Raw genomic sequence first — 16,777 nt, forward strand, 5'->3', positions numbered from 1 at the left:
ATTTAAACAAATTTATACGTTTTAGTAACTTGCAAATTAACCATTGCTTTTAAGCCATTTCTGGAATTTTATATGCCTGTGCGAAACTCGTGATAACGCCAAACCAGAGTATCTCACACTGCTCACCTGTAAGAATGTCTTGTAGATATCTTTAATGCATGGATAAACTGACAAAATATAAACATCCTAATTTTTTCTTGTTTTGAACTTTATACTTCACGAGTTTCGCACAGACATATATAGCTAGGCGACTTAATTTTGATTACAGCATATGTATTAAAAACAGGTCATCGATAGTGCATCCTGTTTCCATCTTTTTACGTTTAGCTTGAGACCATTTATGTTCTATAGGATTTAAATCTGGTGAATACACAGGCAAATATTCTATCTGGTGTCCTGCGTTTATAATTGCCTGTTCAATATTCTTACCTTTGTGAAAGCTAGCGTTGTCCATAAAAATAACAGAATTTTCAGGAAGTTCTGGGAGCAATATTTTTGTGATCCAAACATAAAAAACATCACGATTAATATTGCAATCAAATAATCCGATAGCAAAAAGGGTTGTTCCCAATAAAGCGCCAATAACATTTGTTCTTCCCTTAGCACCCCAGTTTTTCAGGCCAAAACAACGGTGACCTTTTGGGGAATAGCCGTGAGTTCGTGGAGTGTCATGTGAAAAACCACTTTCATCAATAAAAACAACAGATTTATCTTTTTTTTCATACTGTTGTCTTTTTTGCTGATGTGCCAGCCTGTCGCTTTCGTTGGTTTTTGGATGGAATAGAGTTTTTTTTATAGGTTAATCCCAGCTTTTTAAGGGATTGCCAAATAGTCTTTTTACAAACACCGAATCGCTCTGCCCGTTCCTTTTGGTAAGCATCTGGATACTGTTCCACATCTTTTGCTAAAGCATTTTTATCGAGCTTCCTCTTACGTGGCGTTGAATTTTTTGGCTCTGGTCGTTTAAGCCAACGTACTAAAGACGCTTTTCCAATACGGAATTGTTTCGCAGTTTCTCGAATTGTTAAACCTTCGGCTTTCCTTACAGATATTACTTTACGTCGAAAATCAATTGTATAACTCATAACACACCTTGTAATCAAAATTAAGTCGCCTAGCTATAAAGTTCTAAAAATAGCTAAAATAATGTTTTATCCGCAAGATACTAAATAATATAAAATATATATTTATTTCAATAAGTTATATTTGAATTAGCAAATTTTGCGAATTATATATTATGTTGAATTAAACTTAAAAAATAACTTGTTTATTTGTCGGTGCAAAACTCGTGCAATAAAAAAACGCTCTATTTTTAAGTTTAATTCAACATAATATATAAATAGACAAAATCTTATAAATTAAAAGCAACTCATTGTAATTTAAACAAATTTATACGTTTTAGTAACTTGCAAATTAACCATTGCTTTTAAACCATTTCTGGAATTTTATATGCCTGTGCGAAACTCGTGACTTCTTTTTTGGAGCTTGCGAAACTCGTGTAGAACTTAAAAATAGCTATGAAATATTTAATAACAGGATGTGCCGGTTTTACTGGATTTACGTTATGTCAGCGTTTATTACAACATGGTCATGATGTTGTTGGGTTGGATAATCTTAATCATTACTATGATCCTGGTTTAAAAAAGCTCGCCTTGAGCGCTTAACAATTTATTCGCAATTTCAGTTTTTGCGGCTGGATATTATTGAGCGGGAAAAGGTAATTGAAGTGATTACCTTAGGTAAATTTGATAGAGTGATCCATCTGGCAGCGCAAGCGGGTGTCCGCTACTCTTTAAAGGATCCTTTCACTTATGCAGATAGTAATTTAACTGGTTTTTTGTCGATATTGGAAGGTTGTTATTATGGCCAAATCCCTCATTTGATCTATGCTTCTTCCAGCTCGGTATATGGTACCAATAATCAATTTCCTTGTTTTACCAATATGTCCGTTGATCATCCCATCTCCCTCTATGCTGCCACTAAAAGAGTTAATGAGTTAATGGCGCATGCTTACTCTCATCTGTATAATTTGCCGACCACCGGGTTACGTTTTTTTTACTGTTTATGGTCCTTGGGGCCGGCCAGATATGGCATTATTTAAATTTACTAAAGCTATTTTGGAGATGAAACCGATAGATGTATATAATAATGGCGATCTGAGCCGCGACTTTACTTTTGTTGAAGATATTGTTGAAGGAATATTATCTATTGCTGATGTCATTCCGCCAAAAAAGAGCGATAAATCTTTAACGGCTAGCTGTGATGTGCCTTATCGTATTTATAATATTGGTAATAGTCAGCCAATAAAATTATTGGATTTTATTTCGGCTCTCGAGCAGGCATTAGGACAAAAGGCCATTAAAAATATTCTGCCGATGCAAGCCGGTGATGTCCATACCACCTGGGCTGATACCAAAGATTTGTTTTCGTTAACCGGTTATCGGCCACAGATTTCGATTAAAGAAGGGGGTAAAAACGTTTGTTGACTGGTATCGGACTTATTATCACGTTTAGCCTGGATCCTAAATATTTGAGAGGTTAGTTTTGAAAATTGCTATTGCAGGAACAGGTTATGTTGGCCTGTCGAATGCGATGTTGTTAGCGCAACATCATGAGGTGGTTGCGTTAGATATTATTGCTGAAAAAGTAACAATGCTGAATAACCAGCAATCACCCATAGTGGATAAAGAAATTGAAGCGTTCCTGACAGAAAAAAAATTGAACTTTAGGGCAACGACGGATAAACAACAGGCTTACCAGGGGGCAGATTATGTGATTGTTGCTACCCCGACTGATTATGATGCCAAAACTAATTATTTTAATACTTCTTCTGTAGAAGCGGTGATTGATGATGTAAACCATATTAATCCAGCCGCTACCATTGTTATTAAGTCAACCATCCCAGTGAGGTTTGTCGCCCGCTTGCAACAAGAGAAAGGGTATAAAAATATCATTTTTTCACCAGAGTTTTTACGTGAAGGCAGAGCTCTATATGACAATCTTTATCCTTCTCGTATTGTGGTGGGTGAACGTTCCGAACGTGCCAAAATTTTTGCCGATTTATTATTAGAAGGCGCACTGAAAAAAGATGTCGCGGTGCTATTTACTGATTCCACGGAAGCGGAAGCGATAAAATTATTTGCCAATACTTATCTGGCGATGCGAGTGGCCTATTTTAATGAGTTAGATACTTACGCTCATAACCGCGGATTGGATAGTCGCCAAATTATTGAGGGTGTTTCACTTGATCCGCGTATTGGCAGCCACTATAACAACCCCTCTTTTGGTTATGGTGGTTATTGCTTACCAAAAGATACCAAGCAGCTACTGGCTAACTATGATGATGTACCAAACAATTTGATTAATGCGATCGTAGAATCGAATCGAACGCGTAAAGATTACATTGCCGAAACGATTATTAGTCAAAATCCGCAAAAAGTAGGCGTTTACCGGTTAGTGATGAAAGCTGGCTCGGATAATTTCCGCGCATCGGCAGTACAAGGTGTGATGAAACGGATTAAAGCAAAGGGAATCGAAGTAGTGGTTTATGAGCCGGTTTTACAACAAAGCGAGTTTTTTCACTCCAAAGTAATTACCGATTTGGCCGATTTCAAAGCCCAGTGCGATATTATTTTGGCCAATCGATTGGTGCCGGAACTAGAAGATGTGAAACAGAAAGTTTATACCCGCGATCTATTTGGTCACGATTGATAATTACCCATATTCTGGCGCCAATAGCAGCTTAAGATTGGCGCTTTGATTATGGCCGATTGCCTGTTTTTATTACAGGCGATTTACCATAGCTGCGAGTGGTGGCAGCTTTTTATAGTCTCCCTGATAATCAAAAAGCGACATTTACCGTTAGTGTATCGCTATAGTTACCGGATTGATTCGGGGTAGCTTGGCCAGTTAGCACTTTCGCTACATAATTGTAGGTACTGGTCAGCTGATCGGCACTAATAGTGGTCGAATTGGCACTAGACCACAATTCGCTACCACTCGATCCCCAGCGAGTATTGGTTGTACCTTGGTAAATATCATAGCTGATCAAGTCAATGCCCTTTTTCATATTACGCACATTGCTAACGGAATTAGTACCATTGTTTATCCCCACATTGTACAGACTACCTTTAGTGCAAGTATATAGAAATGGTTTGCGACACATTCGGAAAGCTGCTAACTAACGGTGCGCTGCCAAAATTGATGTTAGGCGCGGCGATGGTTGAGCAATCATTGGTTACAATCACGAAAGGGTGGTACTGCCAACTTGCGGATTTAAACAGATACTGCCGACGCCAAGTAGTCCACAAATATTCCAGTTAATGGTTAGATTTAACATTAACACGAGTTTCGCAATCTCCAAAAAAGAAGTATAAAGTTCAAAACAAGAAAAAATTAGGATGTTTATATTTTGTCAGTTTATCCATGCATTAAAAATATCCACGAGTTTGGCACAGGCAAATAAAATTCCAGAAATGGCTTAAAAGCAATGGTTAATTTGCAACTTACTAAAACGTATAAATTTTTTTGAATTACAATAAATTGCTTTTAATTTATAAGATTTTGTCTATTTATATATTATAGCTAGGCGACTTAATTTTGATTACAGCATATGTATTAAAAACAGGTCATCGATAGTGCATCCTGTTTCCATCTTTTTACGTTTAGCTTGAGACCATTTATGTTCTATAGGATTTAAATCTGGTGAATACACAGGCAAATATTCTATCTGGTGTCCTGCGTTTATAATTGCCTGTTCAATATTCTTACCTTTGTGAAAGCTAGCGTTGTCCATAAAAATAACAGAATTTTCAGGAAGTTCTGGGAGCAATATTTTTGTGATCCAAACATAAAAAACATCACGATTAATATTGCAATCAAATAATCCGATAGCAAAAAGGGTTGTTCCCAATAAAGCGCCAATAACATTTGTTCTTCCCTTAGCACCCCAGTTTTTCAGGCCAAAACAACGGTGACCTTTTGGGGAATAGCCGTGAGTTCGTGGAGTGTCATGTGAAAAACCACTTTCATCAATAAAAACAACAGATTTATCTTTTTTTTCATACTGTTGTCTTTTTTGCTGATGTGCCAGCCTGTCGCTTTCGTTGGTTTTTGGATGGAATAGAGTTTTTTTTATAGGTTAATCCCAGCTTTTTAAGGGATTGCCAAATAGTCTTTTTACAAACACCGAATCGCTCTGCCCGTTCCTTTTGGTAAGCATCTGGATACTGTTCCACATCTTTTGCTAAAGCATTTTTATCGAGCTTCCTCTTACGTGGCGTTGAATTTTTTGGCTCTGGTCGTTTAAGCCAACGTACTAAAGACGCTTTTCCAATACGGAATTGTTTCGCAGTTTCTCGAATTGTTAAACCTTCGGCTTTCCTTACAGATATTACTTTACGTCGAAAATCAATTGTATAACTCATAACACACCTTGTAATCAAAATTAAGTCGCCTAGCTATATGTTGAATTAAACTTAAAAATAGAGCGTTTTTTTATTGGTGCGAAACTCGTGTAATGAACATGATGTTATTGCTGGCATAGGTTTAGTTAATTTACTTTGGCATAATCTAACAACTGTTGAATCAATTCCTATTGATTATCGTATTTATAATAAAGATTCTGATGGAAAAACAAAAAACACGCACTTTTCCGAAATGCTCGCTCTTGCTAAAAAAAGAGGGATCATACCTGAAGCGGTAGTGATGGATACCTGGTATTCTAGCCTGGATAATCTGAAATCAATTCGCTTTCATGGTTGGGTCTGGGTAACCACGCTGAAGAAAAACAGGATTGTTAACCATAACAAACAACTGAACGAGTTAGACATCTCAGAAGAAGGAACTCCAATACACTTACGAGGCTACGGTTGGGTGACTGTTTTCAAATTTACAGCCAAAAACGGCCGTATTGATTACTTAGTAACAAACAAAGAGAACCCCACCCGTGAATACGTCAAATCTATCATGAATGCCAGTTGGTCTGTTAAAGTTTATCATCGAGAAGTTAAACAAAATTGTGGTATTGAACGCTGTCAGGCTCGCACGAGTCGGGCGCAAAGAAATCATATTTTTCTCGCAATTTCTGCGTGGTTTGAACAACATAAACGTCGTATATCTGAAAAAATAACTCTTTATCAACAAAATTGGCATGTAATCAAAAATGCTATTGCTGAGCACATCCGTGTTTTATTAGCGTACCCAAATTAGTTTTGTGCGAAACTCGTGGATGAAACAAAATAACCAGTGTCATCATTTAAGCCAATGAAAGCTGAGTAGACCGTCTACGACGCTTACTACCGTTATTCAGCAAAATTTCATGCATTTTTGGCTCGAAGTCTTTACAAAAATCATCCATCAGGCAATAAAGTTCAGTAAGATTTTCCATAATTGTTTAACAATGCTCTACTCTTTAACCAGATTATTAGAGTATTTTAACGAAATATGCGCATTCAACTATTTGAATAGCAAGACTTTCACTTTATTTCTTATCCCGAACTCAGGTTATAATAAGTTGTGCCCACGATTTAATTTCCTCCGCAGAGGTAGAATATTTCATGCCATAAAACATAGGATTTTTGATCATAGCTGCATAGCGTTTTGCTAAGAAATTAATGTCATCTTTTCCCCAAACAAAGGCAATGCGTGGAACAGGATTTATAAAAGTTTGGGATTGGTGAAGAACCCTGTGTTTTAGTTGGTAAGCCCAGAATTGTTTGGAAATTTCAAATTGATTGGCGGTAGTGTTCAAAAATCTGTGTCATATCTTAAACTCAAAAAAAGAGGTATGACATATGAGAAATCAATCATTTAATTTTGATGAAGCGTTGAAGCAATTACAATCAGGTAAAAATTTACTCGGTACGGATGGAATACTCACACCACTCATAAAACAGCTGACCGAAGCTGCCCTGCAGGCAGAAATAGAACACTCCCTATCGACAACGTCAATCGATACGCGTAAAAATGGCTATACTCGAAAAACGGTTAAATCGACATCAGGTCAATTTGAACTGAAAACGCCCAGAGACAGGTCAGGTGCTTTTGAGCCTCAGCTCATTAAGAAAAATCAGACAAAATTATCAGAGGATATTGATAACAAAATCCTATCGTTATTTGCATTAGGCATGAGTTATCGTGATATTCAAAAACATGTTGCAGAATTAGTATGGACTGGAAATATCAGATGGAGCTATTACGCATATTACTGACAAATTACTCCCTGAATTAAAAGCCTGGCAACAACGCCCTCTGGAGGTGCTCTATCCTTTTGTCTGGCTCGATGCCATTCATTACAAGATAAAACATGATGGTCACTATATCAATAAGGCAATCTACACAGTACTTGGACTAACCACCGATGGGCATAAGGAATTGTTAGGACTCTATATGTCTGAAACAGAAGGAGCACATCATTGGCTGAGCGTTCTGACTGACTTACATAACGTGGTATACAAGATATTTTAATCGCTTGTGTTGACGGATTAAAAGGGTTTCCAGAAGCGATAGCCAGTATTTTCCCGCAGACAGAAGTTCAGCTATGCGTAGTTCATCAAATTCGCAATAGCTTACGTTATATTGCCAGTAAAGACCAAAAAGCCTTTATGGCTGATTTAAAGCCGGTTTGTCGTGCAGATACTAAAGCGGCTGCTGAGCTTGCCTTTGATGAACTGGAAACGAAATGGGGTGAAAAATACCCGATAGTGCTAGAATCCTGGCGAAGTAAATGGGAGTTGCTCAGTGCTTATTTTCGATACCCTAAAGCCATTAGAAAACCCATTTATACGACCAATGCAGTAGAGGCGGTTCATCGGCAATTTAGGAAATTAACTAAAACCAAAGGGGCTTTTCCTAATGAAAACAGCTTATTAAAATTACTTTATATTGGCATCAATCAGGTATCCAACAAATGGACTATGCCGATTAGTAACTGGGCGTTAACCATTGCTCAATTGTCCATCTATTTTAAAGGGCGCCTAGATGGTATAATCAAAATATAAAATCCCCTGACACAGAATTATGAACACCCTCTGATTGGCAATTTCTATTGCTTGAGTGATATCAATTTGCCCATCTTTTTCAGGTGTATAATTCATTTCCATAAAGCCTGAATGACCGGTACCTGCATTATTCCAGCCATTAGATGTGTCACCCGCGATCCTATCTAGTCGCTCATACATGCGGATTTGCCAATCTGATTGCAATTCTGCTAAGTATGTTGCTAGTGTCGCACTCATAATACCGGCCCCGATAAGCACAATATTAACAGTAGGTTCATTAGTTGAAGTTTTGATCGTGTTTGAAGCGGTTGGCCTAAATAAATAATTACTAATAGATCAATAATCCCTGCTGTATATTTTAATGATCTCTTCATATGAAAATGCACCTTATATTATCGATGAATCACATCAAGCATAAGAATTGATTATGGTATTCTGTTGCTCACTCCGCAATAATTTGACGCTTAATAACATAATATATTGTTTATTATGAATTATTATTTTGTTTTTAATTGTTAAATATTAGTAACAGTTTGGTTTTTTTATAAAAAATACTTATAATTAGGTATAAAAAATACTTTTGTGTTCTAAAAATAGGTAAAAAAAGATAAAAATTGATAACACTGCTTAAAAGTTAGTATTTAATGGTGATAAAATAGGCGAAACAAGGATTAATACTGTTATTAATCAAACTTTAATTGGTAAATTGTTTTTTCATAGTTACTTTATTATTAATATAAATAATATCCATGATAATCAAATAAATTTTTTATTATTATTTTTTGACGGCCTTGGTGTAGATGTAGAGGAGTGAAATGATGGAACTCTTGATTGGTGTATTGGTTACGATTGGAATAGGTCGTTATATTATTAAAGGCTATTCGGCCACCGGTGTTTTAATGATAGGCGGAATATTGCTGCTTATTATCAGCGCAATTATGGGGAAAAATATATTACCGAATGATGTGCCAGTGACAGGTTGGAAAACCACCGATATTTTAGAATATATCAAATATCTACTGATGAACCGTGGTGGTGATTTAGGGATGATGATTATGATCTTATGTGGTTTTGCTGCTTATATGACTCATATCGGGGCTAATGATGTTGTGGCCAAAATAGCGTCTAAGCCATTACAAATGATTGATTCACCCTATGCATTAATGGTTGCAGCCTATATTGTTGCTTGCTTAATGTCACTGGCTGTGTCTTCAGCAGCGGGACTAGGGATCTTATTGATGGCGACCCTATTTCCGATTATGGTGAATGTCGGCATTAGTCGCGGCGCCGCTGCAGCAATCTGTGCCTCACCTGCGGCAATAATTTTGGCTCCTACATCAGGTGATGTTGTGTTAGCAGCGAAAGCATCAGGCATGCCACTAATCGATTTCGCTTTTAAAACCACTTTACCGATTTCGATTATTGCAATTATTGTTATGGCCATTAGCCACTTTTTTTGGCAGCGCTATCTCGACAGACGTGAGCAGGTAAAAACAGAAAAGCTTGATGTTAATGAAATTAAGACCAAAGCGCCTGACTATTATGCTATTTTACCTTTTACACCGATTATTGGGGTTTTAATTTTTGATGGTAAATGGGCACTTCAATTACATATTATTACGATTATTGTTGGTTGTATTATTCTAACGAGTTTGATTGAATTTGTGCGCTGTTTTAAAGTAAAAACGGTGTTTGATGGGTTAGATGTTTGTTATCGTGGTATGGCTGATGCATTTGTCTCAGTTGTCGTACTGCTAGTGGCTGCAGGGGTATTTGCGCAAGGATTAACTACTATCGGTTTTATTTCCTCTTTGATTAATTTGTCACAATCTTTTGGTTCTGGCTCTATAATGATGATGATTGTTCTGGTGGTGATTACTATGTTGGCGGCGATGACAACCGGTTCCGGTAATGCGCCATTTTACTCTTTTGTTGAATTGATCCCACGTTTAGCCAACAAAATGGGAATTAATCCAACTTACTTAGTGATCCCTATGTTACAGGCCTCTAATCTTGGTCGAACAATGTCACCTGTATCCGGCGTAGTGGTTGCGGTGTCTGGGATGGCAAAAATTTCGCCTTTTGAGGTAGTTAAACGTACGTCTATTCCAGTTTTAGTTGGACTATTGGTTGTTATTATTGCGACTGAAATTTTAGTTCCAGTTCATCCTATATAAATTTTCCCTTTTACATCAAATCCGGAACGATGGCTGTAATCATGTTCCTGCTTTGATGAACAGGTATGTTGGCCATATTTTAACCTCATGTTTAGGATTGATATTTATCGTTAACTATCACTTTCCTGATGGCCCGTTTGATCACTAATGTAACCTGAGTTCGGGATAAGAAATAAAGTGAAAGTCTTGCTATTCAAATAGTTGAATGCGCATATTTCGTTAAAATACTCTAACAATCTGGTTAAAGAGTAGAGCATTGTTAAACAATTATGGAAAATCTTACTGAACTTTATTGCCTGATGGATGATTTTTGTAAAGACTTCTAGCCAAAAATGCATGAAATTTTGCTGAATAACGGTAGTAAGCGTCGTAGACGGTCTACTCCGCTTTCATTGGCTGAAATGATGACACTGGTTGTTTTCACGAGTTTCGCACAGGCATATAAAATTCCAGAAATGGCTTAAAAGCAATAGTTAATTTGCAAGTTACTAAAACGTATAAATTTGTTTAAATTACAATGAGTTGTTTTTTATTTATAAGGTTTTTTCTATTTATATATTATGCTGAATTAAACTTAAAAATAACCTGAGTTCGGGATAAGCGATAGTTGTGAGAAAATAAAAATAGCCGATTTATCAAAAAATATTTTAAAATCAATAAGATAAAAAAGCAGGAAAATTCTTAGTGATAGCAGGTTAAAAAAGAAGCTATTTTTCTCTACTAAAATCATGAAAAAAACCAAAATTAATACTGTTTTATGTAATTATTTTAAATTAACTATTTGAATATGTGATAAAAAATTAGGATCCTTATCCCGAACTCAGGTTAAAAATAGAGCGTTTTTTTATTGGTGCGAAACTCGTGGTTTTGTTTCATCAACTCCGATTCAGACAATTCAAGGTATTTTATCTCTATCATGTCCGTTAATATCTCAGGAAGGAATTTCCTAACTTGCCATCATATTCATGCTGCGTAGAGTTACTTCCGCGCAGTGCCTTAGCTTTAACGGCACTGTTTGAGTCAATTAAGGGAAAGTGCACGGGTCTGTCGGTTGCCGATTCTACTCCGATAGCTGTGTGTGATAACTTACGGATCCGCCGGCATAAAGTCTTCGATGGGATAACTGAACGAGGAAAAACCTCAACAGGTTGGTTCTTTGGTTTCAAACTTCATGTAATTATCAATCATTTGGGGGAAATACTCAGTTTTCGACTTACACCAGGAAACACAGATGATCGGAAACCATTGCCTGAGCTGATAAAAGATCTTTCTAGTTGTTTGTATGCGGATAAAGGGTATTTATCGGCTTCACTGAAACAGCAACTGAAAACAATGGGAATTAACCTTATAACGAATATCAAGAAGAAAATGAAGCCTGTTGAACAGACTTGTTTCGACAAAGCCATCTTGCGTCATCGTTCTGTCATTGAAACGGTATTTGATGAGTTAAAAAATCTTTTTCAGATAGAGCATACGCGGCACCGCTCTCCTGCTAACTTTGTAGTGAATTTATTAGCCGGGCGGGTTGCATATTGTTTAATTCCATCTAAACCAAAGATACCTGTGGCAGGAACATATCTTCAAGCATAATTGATAATGCTTATCCCGAACTCAGGTTAATGTAAATTCTCTCTGCAAGGTAATTAATCATGTTTTTCGTAGCAGAATTGATAGTTGGCGCAATTTCGAGGTTAATTATTAGCTTAACGGGCGTTGGTGGGGGAGTTGTTGTATTACCGGTTTTAACCTATTTTTTTGTATGGATGGGTAGTGTTCAAAATCTGTGTCATATCTTAAACTCAAAAAAAAGAGGTATGACATATGAGAAATCAATCATTTAATTTTGATGAAGCGTTGAAGCAATTACAATCAGGTAAAAATTTACTCGGTACAGATGGAATACTCACACCATTCATAAAACAGCTGACCGGAGCTGCCCTGCAGGCAGAAATAGAACACTACACTATCGACAACGTCAATCGATACGCGTAAAAATGGCTATACTCGAAAAACGGTTAAATCGACATCAGGTCAATTTGAACTGAAAACGCCCAGAGACAGGTCAGGTGCTTTTGAGCCTCAGCTCATTAAGAAAAATCAGACAAAATTATCAGAGGATATTGATAACAAAATCCTATCGTTATTTGCATTAGGCATGAGTTATCGTGATATTCAAAAACATGTTGCAGAATTATATGGACTGGAAATATCAGATGGAGCTATTACGCATATTACTGACAAATTACTCCCTGAATTAAAAGCCTGGCAACAACGCCCTCTGGAGGCACTCTATCCTTTTGTCTGGCTCGATGCCATTCATTACAAGATAAAACATGATGGTCACTATATCAATAAGGCAATCTACACAGTATTTGGACTAACCACCGATGGGCATAAGGAATGGTTAGGACTCTATATGTCTGAAACAGAAGGAGCACATCATTGGCTGAGCGTTCTGACTGACTTACATAACCGTGGTATACAAGATATTTTAATCGCTTGTATTGACGGATTAAAAGGGTTTCCAGAAGCGATAGCCAGTATTTTCCCGCAGACAGAAGTTCAGCTATGCGTAGTTCATCAAATTTGCAATAGCTTACGTTATATTGCCAGTAAAGACCAAAAAGCCTTTATGGCTGATTTTAAGCCGGTTTATCGTGCAGATACTAAAGCGGCTGCTGAGCTTGCCCTTGATGAACTGGAAACGAAATGGGATGAAAAATACCCGATAGTGCTAGAATCCTGGCGAAGTAAATGGGAGTTGCTCAGTGCTTATTTTCGATACCCTAAAGCCATTAGAAAACACATTTATACGACCAATGCAGTAGAGGCGGTTCATCGGCAGTTTAGGACATTATAGCTAGGCGACTTAATTTTGATTACAGCATATGTATTAAAAACAGGTCATCGATAGTGCATCCTGTTTCCATCTTTTTACGTTTAGCTTGAGACCATTTATGTTCTATAGGATTTAAATCTGGTGAATACACAGGCAAATATTCTATCTGGTGTCCTGCGTTTATAATTGCCTGTTCAACATTCTTACCTTTGTGAAAGCTAGCGTTGTCCATAAAAATAACAGAATTTTCAGGAAGTTCTGGGAGCAATATTTTTGTGATCCAAACATAAAAAACATCACGATTAATATTGCAATCAAATAATCCGATAGCAAAAAGGGTTGTTCCCAATAAAGCGCCAATAACATTTGTTCTTCCCTTAGCACCCCAGTTTTTCAGGCCAAAACAACGGTGACCTTTTGGGGAATAGCCGTGAGTTCGTGGAGTGTCATGTGAAAAACCACTTTCATCAATAAAAACAACAGATTTATCTTTTTTTTCATACTGTTGTTTTTTTTGCTGATGTGCCAGCCTGTCGCTTTCGTTGGTTTTTGGATGGAATAGAGTTTTTTTTATAGGTTAATCCCAGCTTTTTAAGGGATTGCCAAATAGTCTTTTTACAAACACCGAATCGCTCTGCCCGTTCCTTTTGGTAAGCATCTGGATACTGTTCCACATCTTTTGCTAAAGCATTTTTATCGAGCTTCCTCTTACGTGGCGTTGAATTTTTTGGCTCTGGTCGTTTAAGCCAACGTACTAAAGACGCTTTTCCAATACGGAATTGTTTCGCAGTTTCTCGAATTGTTAAACCTTCGGCTTTCCTTACAGATATTACTTTACGTCGAAAATCAATTGTATAACTCATAACACACCTTGTAATCAAAATTAAGTCGCCTAGCTATAACTAAAACCAAAGGGGCTTTTCCTAATGAAAACAGCTTATTAAAATTACTCTATATTAGCATCAATCAAGTATCCAACAAATGGACTATGCCGATTAGTAACTGGGCGTTAACCATTGCTCAATTGTCCATCTATTTTAAAGGGCGCCTAGATGGTATAATCTATATTAGTCTTAACTTAATCTGACAATTCTGATTTAAAAAAGAGCGTTACCGGTTTTAATTAACATCATTAGATAATTAAATAAAAGGTAATTCTATGTATCAAACAAATAATCCTATCACAAACATAAAGTCAGGTTACTTAACCTCGCTGAAGAGCTTAATAACGTCTCAAAAGCCTGTAAGATTATGGGGGTATCCCGAGATACGTTTTATCGCTACCAGGAACTTGTTAACGATGGTGGGATAGACGCTTTAATTGATCAAAATCGACGGGTGCCTAACGTAAAAAATAGAGTAGATGAACAGATTGAAAGCGCTGTAGTTAAGTATGCCATTGAATACCCTGCACACGGTCAACACCGCAGTTAAGAAAAAAAGGCATTTTTGTTTCGGGGAGTGGCGTTCGCTCTATTTGTAGTGGCATACTAAATTTGGCCACCTAAGTTGAGGTGATATGCTTACCTCATAATTTTTATAGGTGCCGAAATGAGTAAAATAATTACTGCTGAATTTAAATGTGAAACCGCCAAATTAGTCCTTGACCAAAATTACACCTACCAGGAAGCCGCGAAAGGCATGAACGTCAGTCTTTCAGCGATTAGCCGGTGGGTAAGAGCCCTTCGTTTAGAACGTCAAGGGAAAACATCGCCTGGTCTGCCATTAACATCTGAACAAATTGAGTTCAGAGAAATGAAGAAAAAAATCCACCGGCTGGAAATGGAGAATGACATCTTAAAAAAGGCTACTGCGCTCTTAATGTCCGACTCACTGAAAAATTTTCGGTAGTTGAAAAGCTAAGAGTGCTTTATCCGGTGAAAACTTTGTGTCGTATTTTTAATGTTCACCGAAGCAGTTATCGCTATTGGTGTCGGCCTAAGGAGCCAGATATTGAGCGGACGATAAAACGTAGCCTAGTCAGCGAAGCGTGGAACGTTAGTGGCGGCTCTGCTGGCGCAAGGACTATCGCCACGATGGTTACCAATACACACAACGTGAAACTTGGGCGGTGGTTAGCGGGTAAGTTGATGAAAGAATTAATCATCGTCAGTTGCCAAGAGCGAAAACATAAATACAACCGCGGTGGAAATGAACGTATTGATATTCCAAATCTGCTCAATAGGCAGTTCGCTGTTACAAAAAAATAGTTGCTGAATAGAGACTTGCATTTTTTGTCACGCTATAGACAATAAAAAGAGGTTTAACTTAGAAAATAACGGTTTGAAATAATCAACAAAGAGCGGTTGTTACGAGATAATCGTTTATGTAAAGCAATCATTGGATTATCAGTCGAAGAATTGAAAAATTTAGCCGCTGAATTTTCAGCTTGTTATTTGATTTATCGGAAAAAGAATCGAAAAGATCACGAGCGGCAGATGGGTGCAGGGCAGAAAGGATTTATCCCAACCCCATTAGATAAACTGCTTTTTATTTTATTGTATTTAAAATGTTATCCGACCTATGATTTGCAAGGACTTCTTTTTGGTTTAGATAGAACACGGGTATGTCGCTGGGTAAAAATATTATTGCCGGTTTTAGAGATGACCTTGGGGCGAGAATGTGTTTTGCCCGTTCGTCAAATTCGCTCTGCTGAGGAATTTTTTCGCGCCTTTCCTGGAGTTAAAGACGTCTTTATTGATGGGACAGAGCGACCTGTCCAAAAGCCTAAGAATCTGCGTCGGCGAAAAAAAATGTATTCGGGAAAGAAAAGACAGACCACTCGAAAAGGGCTTATTATGACTGACGAAACGAGGAAAATTGGATTTATCCCCATGATCAAAAATGGGCGCCGTCACGATAAACGCTTACTCGATAAAGTCGATATAATTCGCCATATTCCCCCTGAGGTAACCATCTGGGCCGATACCGGTTTTCAAGGTATAGATAAACAGCATCCTAATACACAAATCCCAAAAAAAGGAACTCGAAAAAGACCTTTATCGCCTGAACAAAAACAAGAAAATAAAATAATCTCGGGCATCCGTATTACGGTTGAACACGCCATCGCGGGTATCAAGCGCCTCGGTTGTATGACCCAAATTTTACGGAATCGTAGACCCTTTATTGATGATACCTTTTTACTCCTTAGTGCCGGTCTTTGGAATTTCCATCTCAGAACAGCCTAAAATTTACTTCAATCACCGAAATACCCTTATTTCACTATTAAGCAACACGCTTAAAGCCTGACCAGGTTTGGTGCGGCGATGTAACCTATATTTGGACAGGCTCACGATGGGCCTATCTGGCTGTGGTATTGGATTTGTTTGCCCGAAAACCGGTGGGCTGGGCAATGTCATTTGCACCAGACTCAGAATTAACCGCCAAAGCACTACAAATGGCTTGGGAACTACGTGGGCATCCCAAACAGGTGATGTTCCATAGTGATCAGGGAAGTCATTATACCAGTCGTCAGTATAGGCAGGCATTGTGGCGTTATCAGATGACCCAAAGTATCAGTCGCAGAGGGAATTGTTGGGATAATAGTCCGATGGAACGATTCTTCCGTAGTCTGAAGACCGAATGGGTGCCAACGACTGGCTACCAAAGCTTTAGTACTGCTCAGTCAGCCATTATTCGCTACATAACCCACTACTATAGCGATATAAGACCTCACTGGTATAACGGTGGATTAACGCCAAACGAATCAGAGCGACTGTTCCGTGAACAGTCAGGTAGGGTGGCCAATTTTAGTTGACCAC

The 16,777-nt window shown here is 37.7% G+C and carries 12 protein-coding genes and 12 pseudogenes; 13 read left to right on the plus strand and 11 right to left on the minus strand.

The window, feature by feature from the left end; translation table 11 throughout:
* Positions 1-45: 45 nt before the first annotated feature.
* The 3 genes and pseudogenes from AYJ55_RS30470 to AYJ55_RS03715 all read right to left on the minus strand — a co-directional run.
* Positions 46-174 (minus strand): annotated as a pseudogene (locus AYJ55_RS30470) (IS701 family transposase); the annotation flags it as partial.
* Positions 175-262: 88 nt separating this feature from the next.
* Positions 263-796 (minus strand): IS630 family transposase, encoded by a 534-nt coding sequence (locus AYJ55_RS03710; RefSeq protein WP_162505291.1) that lies wholly within the window; start codon positions 794-796, stop codon positions 263-265.
* Positions 720-1,085 carry an IS630 transposase-related protein gene (locus tag AYJ55_RS03715; RefSeq protein WP_063653415.1) on the minus strand — a complete coding sequence of 122 codons (366 nt, stop codon included), beginning with the start codon at positions 1,083-1,085 and terminating at the stop codon, positions 720-722. Before AYJ55_RS03715 ends, AYJ55_RS03710 begins: the two co-directional genes overlap by 77 nt.
* A gap of 432 nt (positions 1,086-1,517) precedes the next feature.
* Between AYJ55_RS03715 and AYJ55_RS03720 the strand changes: the two are divergent.
* Both AYJ55_RS03720 and AYJ55_RS03725 read left to right on the plus strand, forming a co-directional pair.
* Positions 1,518-2,514: pseudogene (locus tag AYJ55_RS03720) on the plus strand (NAD-dependent epimerase/dehydratase family protein).
* Between the two features lie 30 nt (positions 2,515-2,544).
* Positions 2,545-3,711, plus strand: coding sequence for a nucleotide sugar dehydrogenase (locus AYJ55_RS03725; RefSeq protein WP_063654343.1), 1,167 nt, complete (start codon positions 2,545-2,547; stop codon positions 3,709-3,711).
* Positions 3,712-3,841: 130 nt separating this feature from the next.
* Here AYJ55_RS03725 and AYJ55_RS35490 read toward each other — a convergent pair whose 3' ends face one another.
* The 3 genes from AYJ55_RS35490 to AYJ55_RS03740 all read right to left on the minus strand — a co-directional run bounded on the left by AYJ55_RS35490 (position 3,842) and on the right by AYJ55_RS03740 (position 5,426).
* Positions 3,842-4,165, minus strand: coding sequence for a spore coat protein U domain-containing protein (locus AYJ55_RS35490; RefSeq protein ID WP_074167898.1), 324 nt, complete (start codon positions 4,163-4,165; stop codon positions 3,842-3,844).
* A 438-nt stretch (positions 4,166-4,603) separates the two neighbouring features.
* A complete protein-coding gene (locus tag AYJ55_RS03735) occupies positions 4,604-5,137 on the minus strand; it encodes an IS630 family transposase (RefSeq protein ID WP_162505291.1) in 534 nt (177 codons plus the stop codon).
* Positions 5,061-5,426 carry an IS630 transposase-related protein gene (locus AYJ55_RS03740; RefSeq protein WP_063653415.1) on the minus strand — a complete coding sequence of 122 codons (366 nt, stop codon included), beginning with the start codon at positions 5,424-5,426 and terminating at the stop codon, positions 5,061-5,063. Before AYJ55_RS03740 ends, AYJ55_RS03735 begins: the two co-directional genes overlap by 77 nt.
* Before the next feature lie 85 nt (positions 5,427-5,511).
* On the opposite strand from AYJ55_RS03740, the pseudogene AYJ55_RS03745 reads away from it, so the two are divergent.
* Positions 5,512-6,210, plus strand: a pseudogene (locus AYJ55_RS03745) (IS701 family transposase); the annotation flags it as partial.
* 49 nt (positions 6,211-6,259) lie between these two features.
* Here the strand turns inward: AYJ55_RS03745 and AYJ55_RS34420 are convergent.
* Both AYJ55_RS34420 and AYJ55_RS03750 read right to left on the minus strand, forming a co-directional pair.
* Positions 6,260-6,388: pseudogene (locus AYJ55_RS34420) on the minus strand (IS982 family transposase); the annotation flags it as partial.
* 111 nt (positions 6,389-6,499) lie between these two features.
* The gene (locus AYJ55_RS03750; RefSeq protein WP_063654349.1) at positions 6,500-6,751 is read right to left on the minus strand and encodes a malate:quinone oxidoreductase; all 252 of its coding nucleotides are present in this window, start codon (positions 6,749-6,751) and stop codon (positions 6,500-6,502) included.
* 43 nt (positions 6,752-6,794) lie between these two features.
* On the opposite strand from AYJ55_RS03750, the pseudogene AYJ55_RS03755 reads away from it, so the two are divergent.
* A pseudogene (locus AYJ55_RS03755) lies at positions 6,795-8,000 on the plus strand (IS256 family transposase).
* A 39-nt stretch (positions 8,001-8,039) separates the two neighbouring features.
* Here AYJ55_RS03755 and AYJ55_RS03760 read toward each other — a convergent pair.
* Positions 8,040-8,294, minus strand: a pseudogene (locus AYJ55_RS03760) (malate:quinone oxidoreductase); the annotation flags it as partial.
* 521 nt (positions 8,295-8,815) lie between these two features.
* Between AYJ55_RS03760 and dcuC the strand changes: the two are divergent.
* The 4 genes and pseudogenes from dcuC to AYJ55_RS03780 all read left to right on the plus strand — a co-directional run.
* Positions 8,816-10,177: an anaerobic C4-dicarboxylate transporter DcuC gene (gene dcuC, locus AYJ55_RS03765; protein ID WP_063654353.1), complete on the plus strand. Its 1,362-nt coding sequence runs from the start codon at positions 8,816-8,818 to the stop codon at positions 10,175-10,177.
* 332 nt (positions 10,178-10,509) lie between these two features.
* Positions 10,510-10,641 (plus strand): hypothetical protein, encoded by a 132-nt coding sequence (locus AYJ55_RS34425; RefSeq protein ID WP_281181083.1) that lies wholly within the window; start codon positions 10,510-10,512, stop codon positions 10,639-10,641.
* A 394-nt stretch (positions 10,642-11,035) separates the two neighbouring features.
* Positions 11,036-11,767, plus strand: a pseudogene (locus AYJ55_RS03770) (IS982 family transposase); the annotation flags it as partial.
* 231 nt (positions 11,768-11,998) lie between these two features.
* Positions 11,999-13,034: pseudogene (locus tag AYJ55_RS03780) on the plus strand (IS256 family transposase); the annotation flags it as partial.
* Positions 13,035-13,056: 22 nt separating this feature from the next.
* On the opposite strand, the gene AYJ55_RS03785 reads toward AYJ55_RS03780, so the two are convergent.
* Entirely contained in the window at positions 13,057-13,590 is a 534-nt protein-coding gene (locus AYJ55_RS03785; protein ID WP_342668138.1) for an IS630 family transposase, read from the minus strand.
* On the minus strand, positions 13,514-13,879 hold the full coding sequence (locus AYJ55_RS03790) for an IS630 transposase-related protein (RefSeq protein ID WP_063653415.1): 366 nt from the start codon (positions 13,877-13,879) through the stop codon (positions 13,514-13,516). Before AYJ55_RS03790 ends, AYJ55_RS03785 begins: the two co-directional genes overlap by 77 nt.
* A 35-nt stretch (positions 13,880-13,914) precedes the next feature.
* Between AYJ55_RS03790 and AYJ55_RS27965 the strand changes: the two are divergent.
* From AYJ55_RS27965 to AYJ55_RS03815, 5 genes and pseudogenes are all read left to right on the plus strand, one after another.
* Positions 13,915-14,103, plus strand: a pseudogene (locus AYJ55_RS27965) (IS256 family transposase); the annotation flags it as partial.
* Positions 14,104-14,175: 72 nt separating this feature from the next.
* Positions 14,176-14,494 (plus strand): annotated as a pseudogene (locus tag AYJ55_RS03795) (helix-turn-helix domain-containing protein); the annotation flags it as partial.
* A 73-nt stretch (positions 14,495-14,567) separates the two neighbouring features.
* Positions 14,568-15,220: pseudogene (locus AYJ55_RS32585) on the plus strand (transposase); the annotation flags it as partial.
* Between the two features lie 102 nt (positions 15,221-15,322).
* Complete coding sequence (locus AYJ55_RS03810; protein WP_063654365.1) at positions 15,323-16,204, plus strand: transposase family protein; 882 nt, start codon at positions 15,323-15,325, stop codon at positions 16,202-16,204.
* 53 nt (positions 16,205-16,257) lie between these two features.
* Positions 16,258-16,773, plus strand: a pseudogene (locus AYJ55_RS03815) (IS3 family transposase); the annotation flags it as partial.
* Positions 16,774-16,777 lie beyond the last annotated feature (4 nt).

This window comes from Candidatus Arsenophonus triatominarum, from assembly GCF_001640365.1.
In the GTDB taxonomy this organism is placed as follows: domain Bacteria; phylum Pseudomonadota; class Gammaproteobacteria; order Enterobacterales; family Enterobacteriaceae; genus Arsenophonus; species Arsenophonus triatominarum.

Coding starts and splice junctions, on each gene's coding strand:
- AYJ55_RS03715 (WP_063653415.1), bottom strand. CDS start 1,085: ATGAGTTATACAATTGATTTTCGACGTAAAGTAATATCTGTAAGGAAA.
- AYJ55_RS35490 (WP_074167898.1), bottom strand. CDS start 4,165: ATGTGTCGCAAACCATTTCTATATACTTGCACTAAAGGTAGTCTGTAC.
- AYJ55_RS03740 (WP_063653415.1), bottom strand. CDS start 5,426: ATGAGTTATACAATTGATTTTCGACGTAAAGTAATATCTGTAAGGAAA.
- dcuC (WP_063654353.1), top strand. CDS start 8,816: ATGATGGAACTCTTGATTGGTGTATTGGTTACGATTGGAATAGGTCGT.
- AYJ55_RS34425 (WP_281181083.1), top strand. CDS start 10,510: ATGCATGAAATTTTGCTGAATAACGGTAGTAAGCGTCGTAGACGGTCT.
- AYJ55_RS03790 (WP_063653415.1), bottom strand. CDS start 13,879: ATGAGTTATACAATTGATTTTCGACGTAAAGTAATATCTGTAAGGAAA.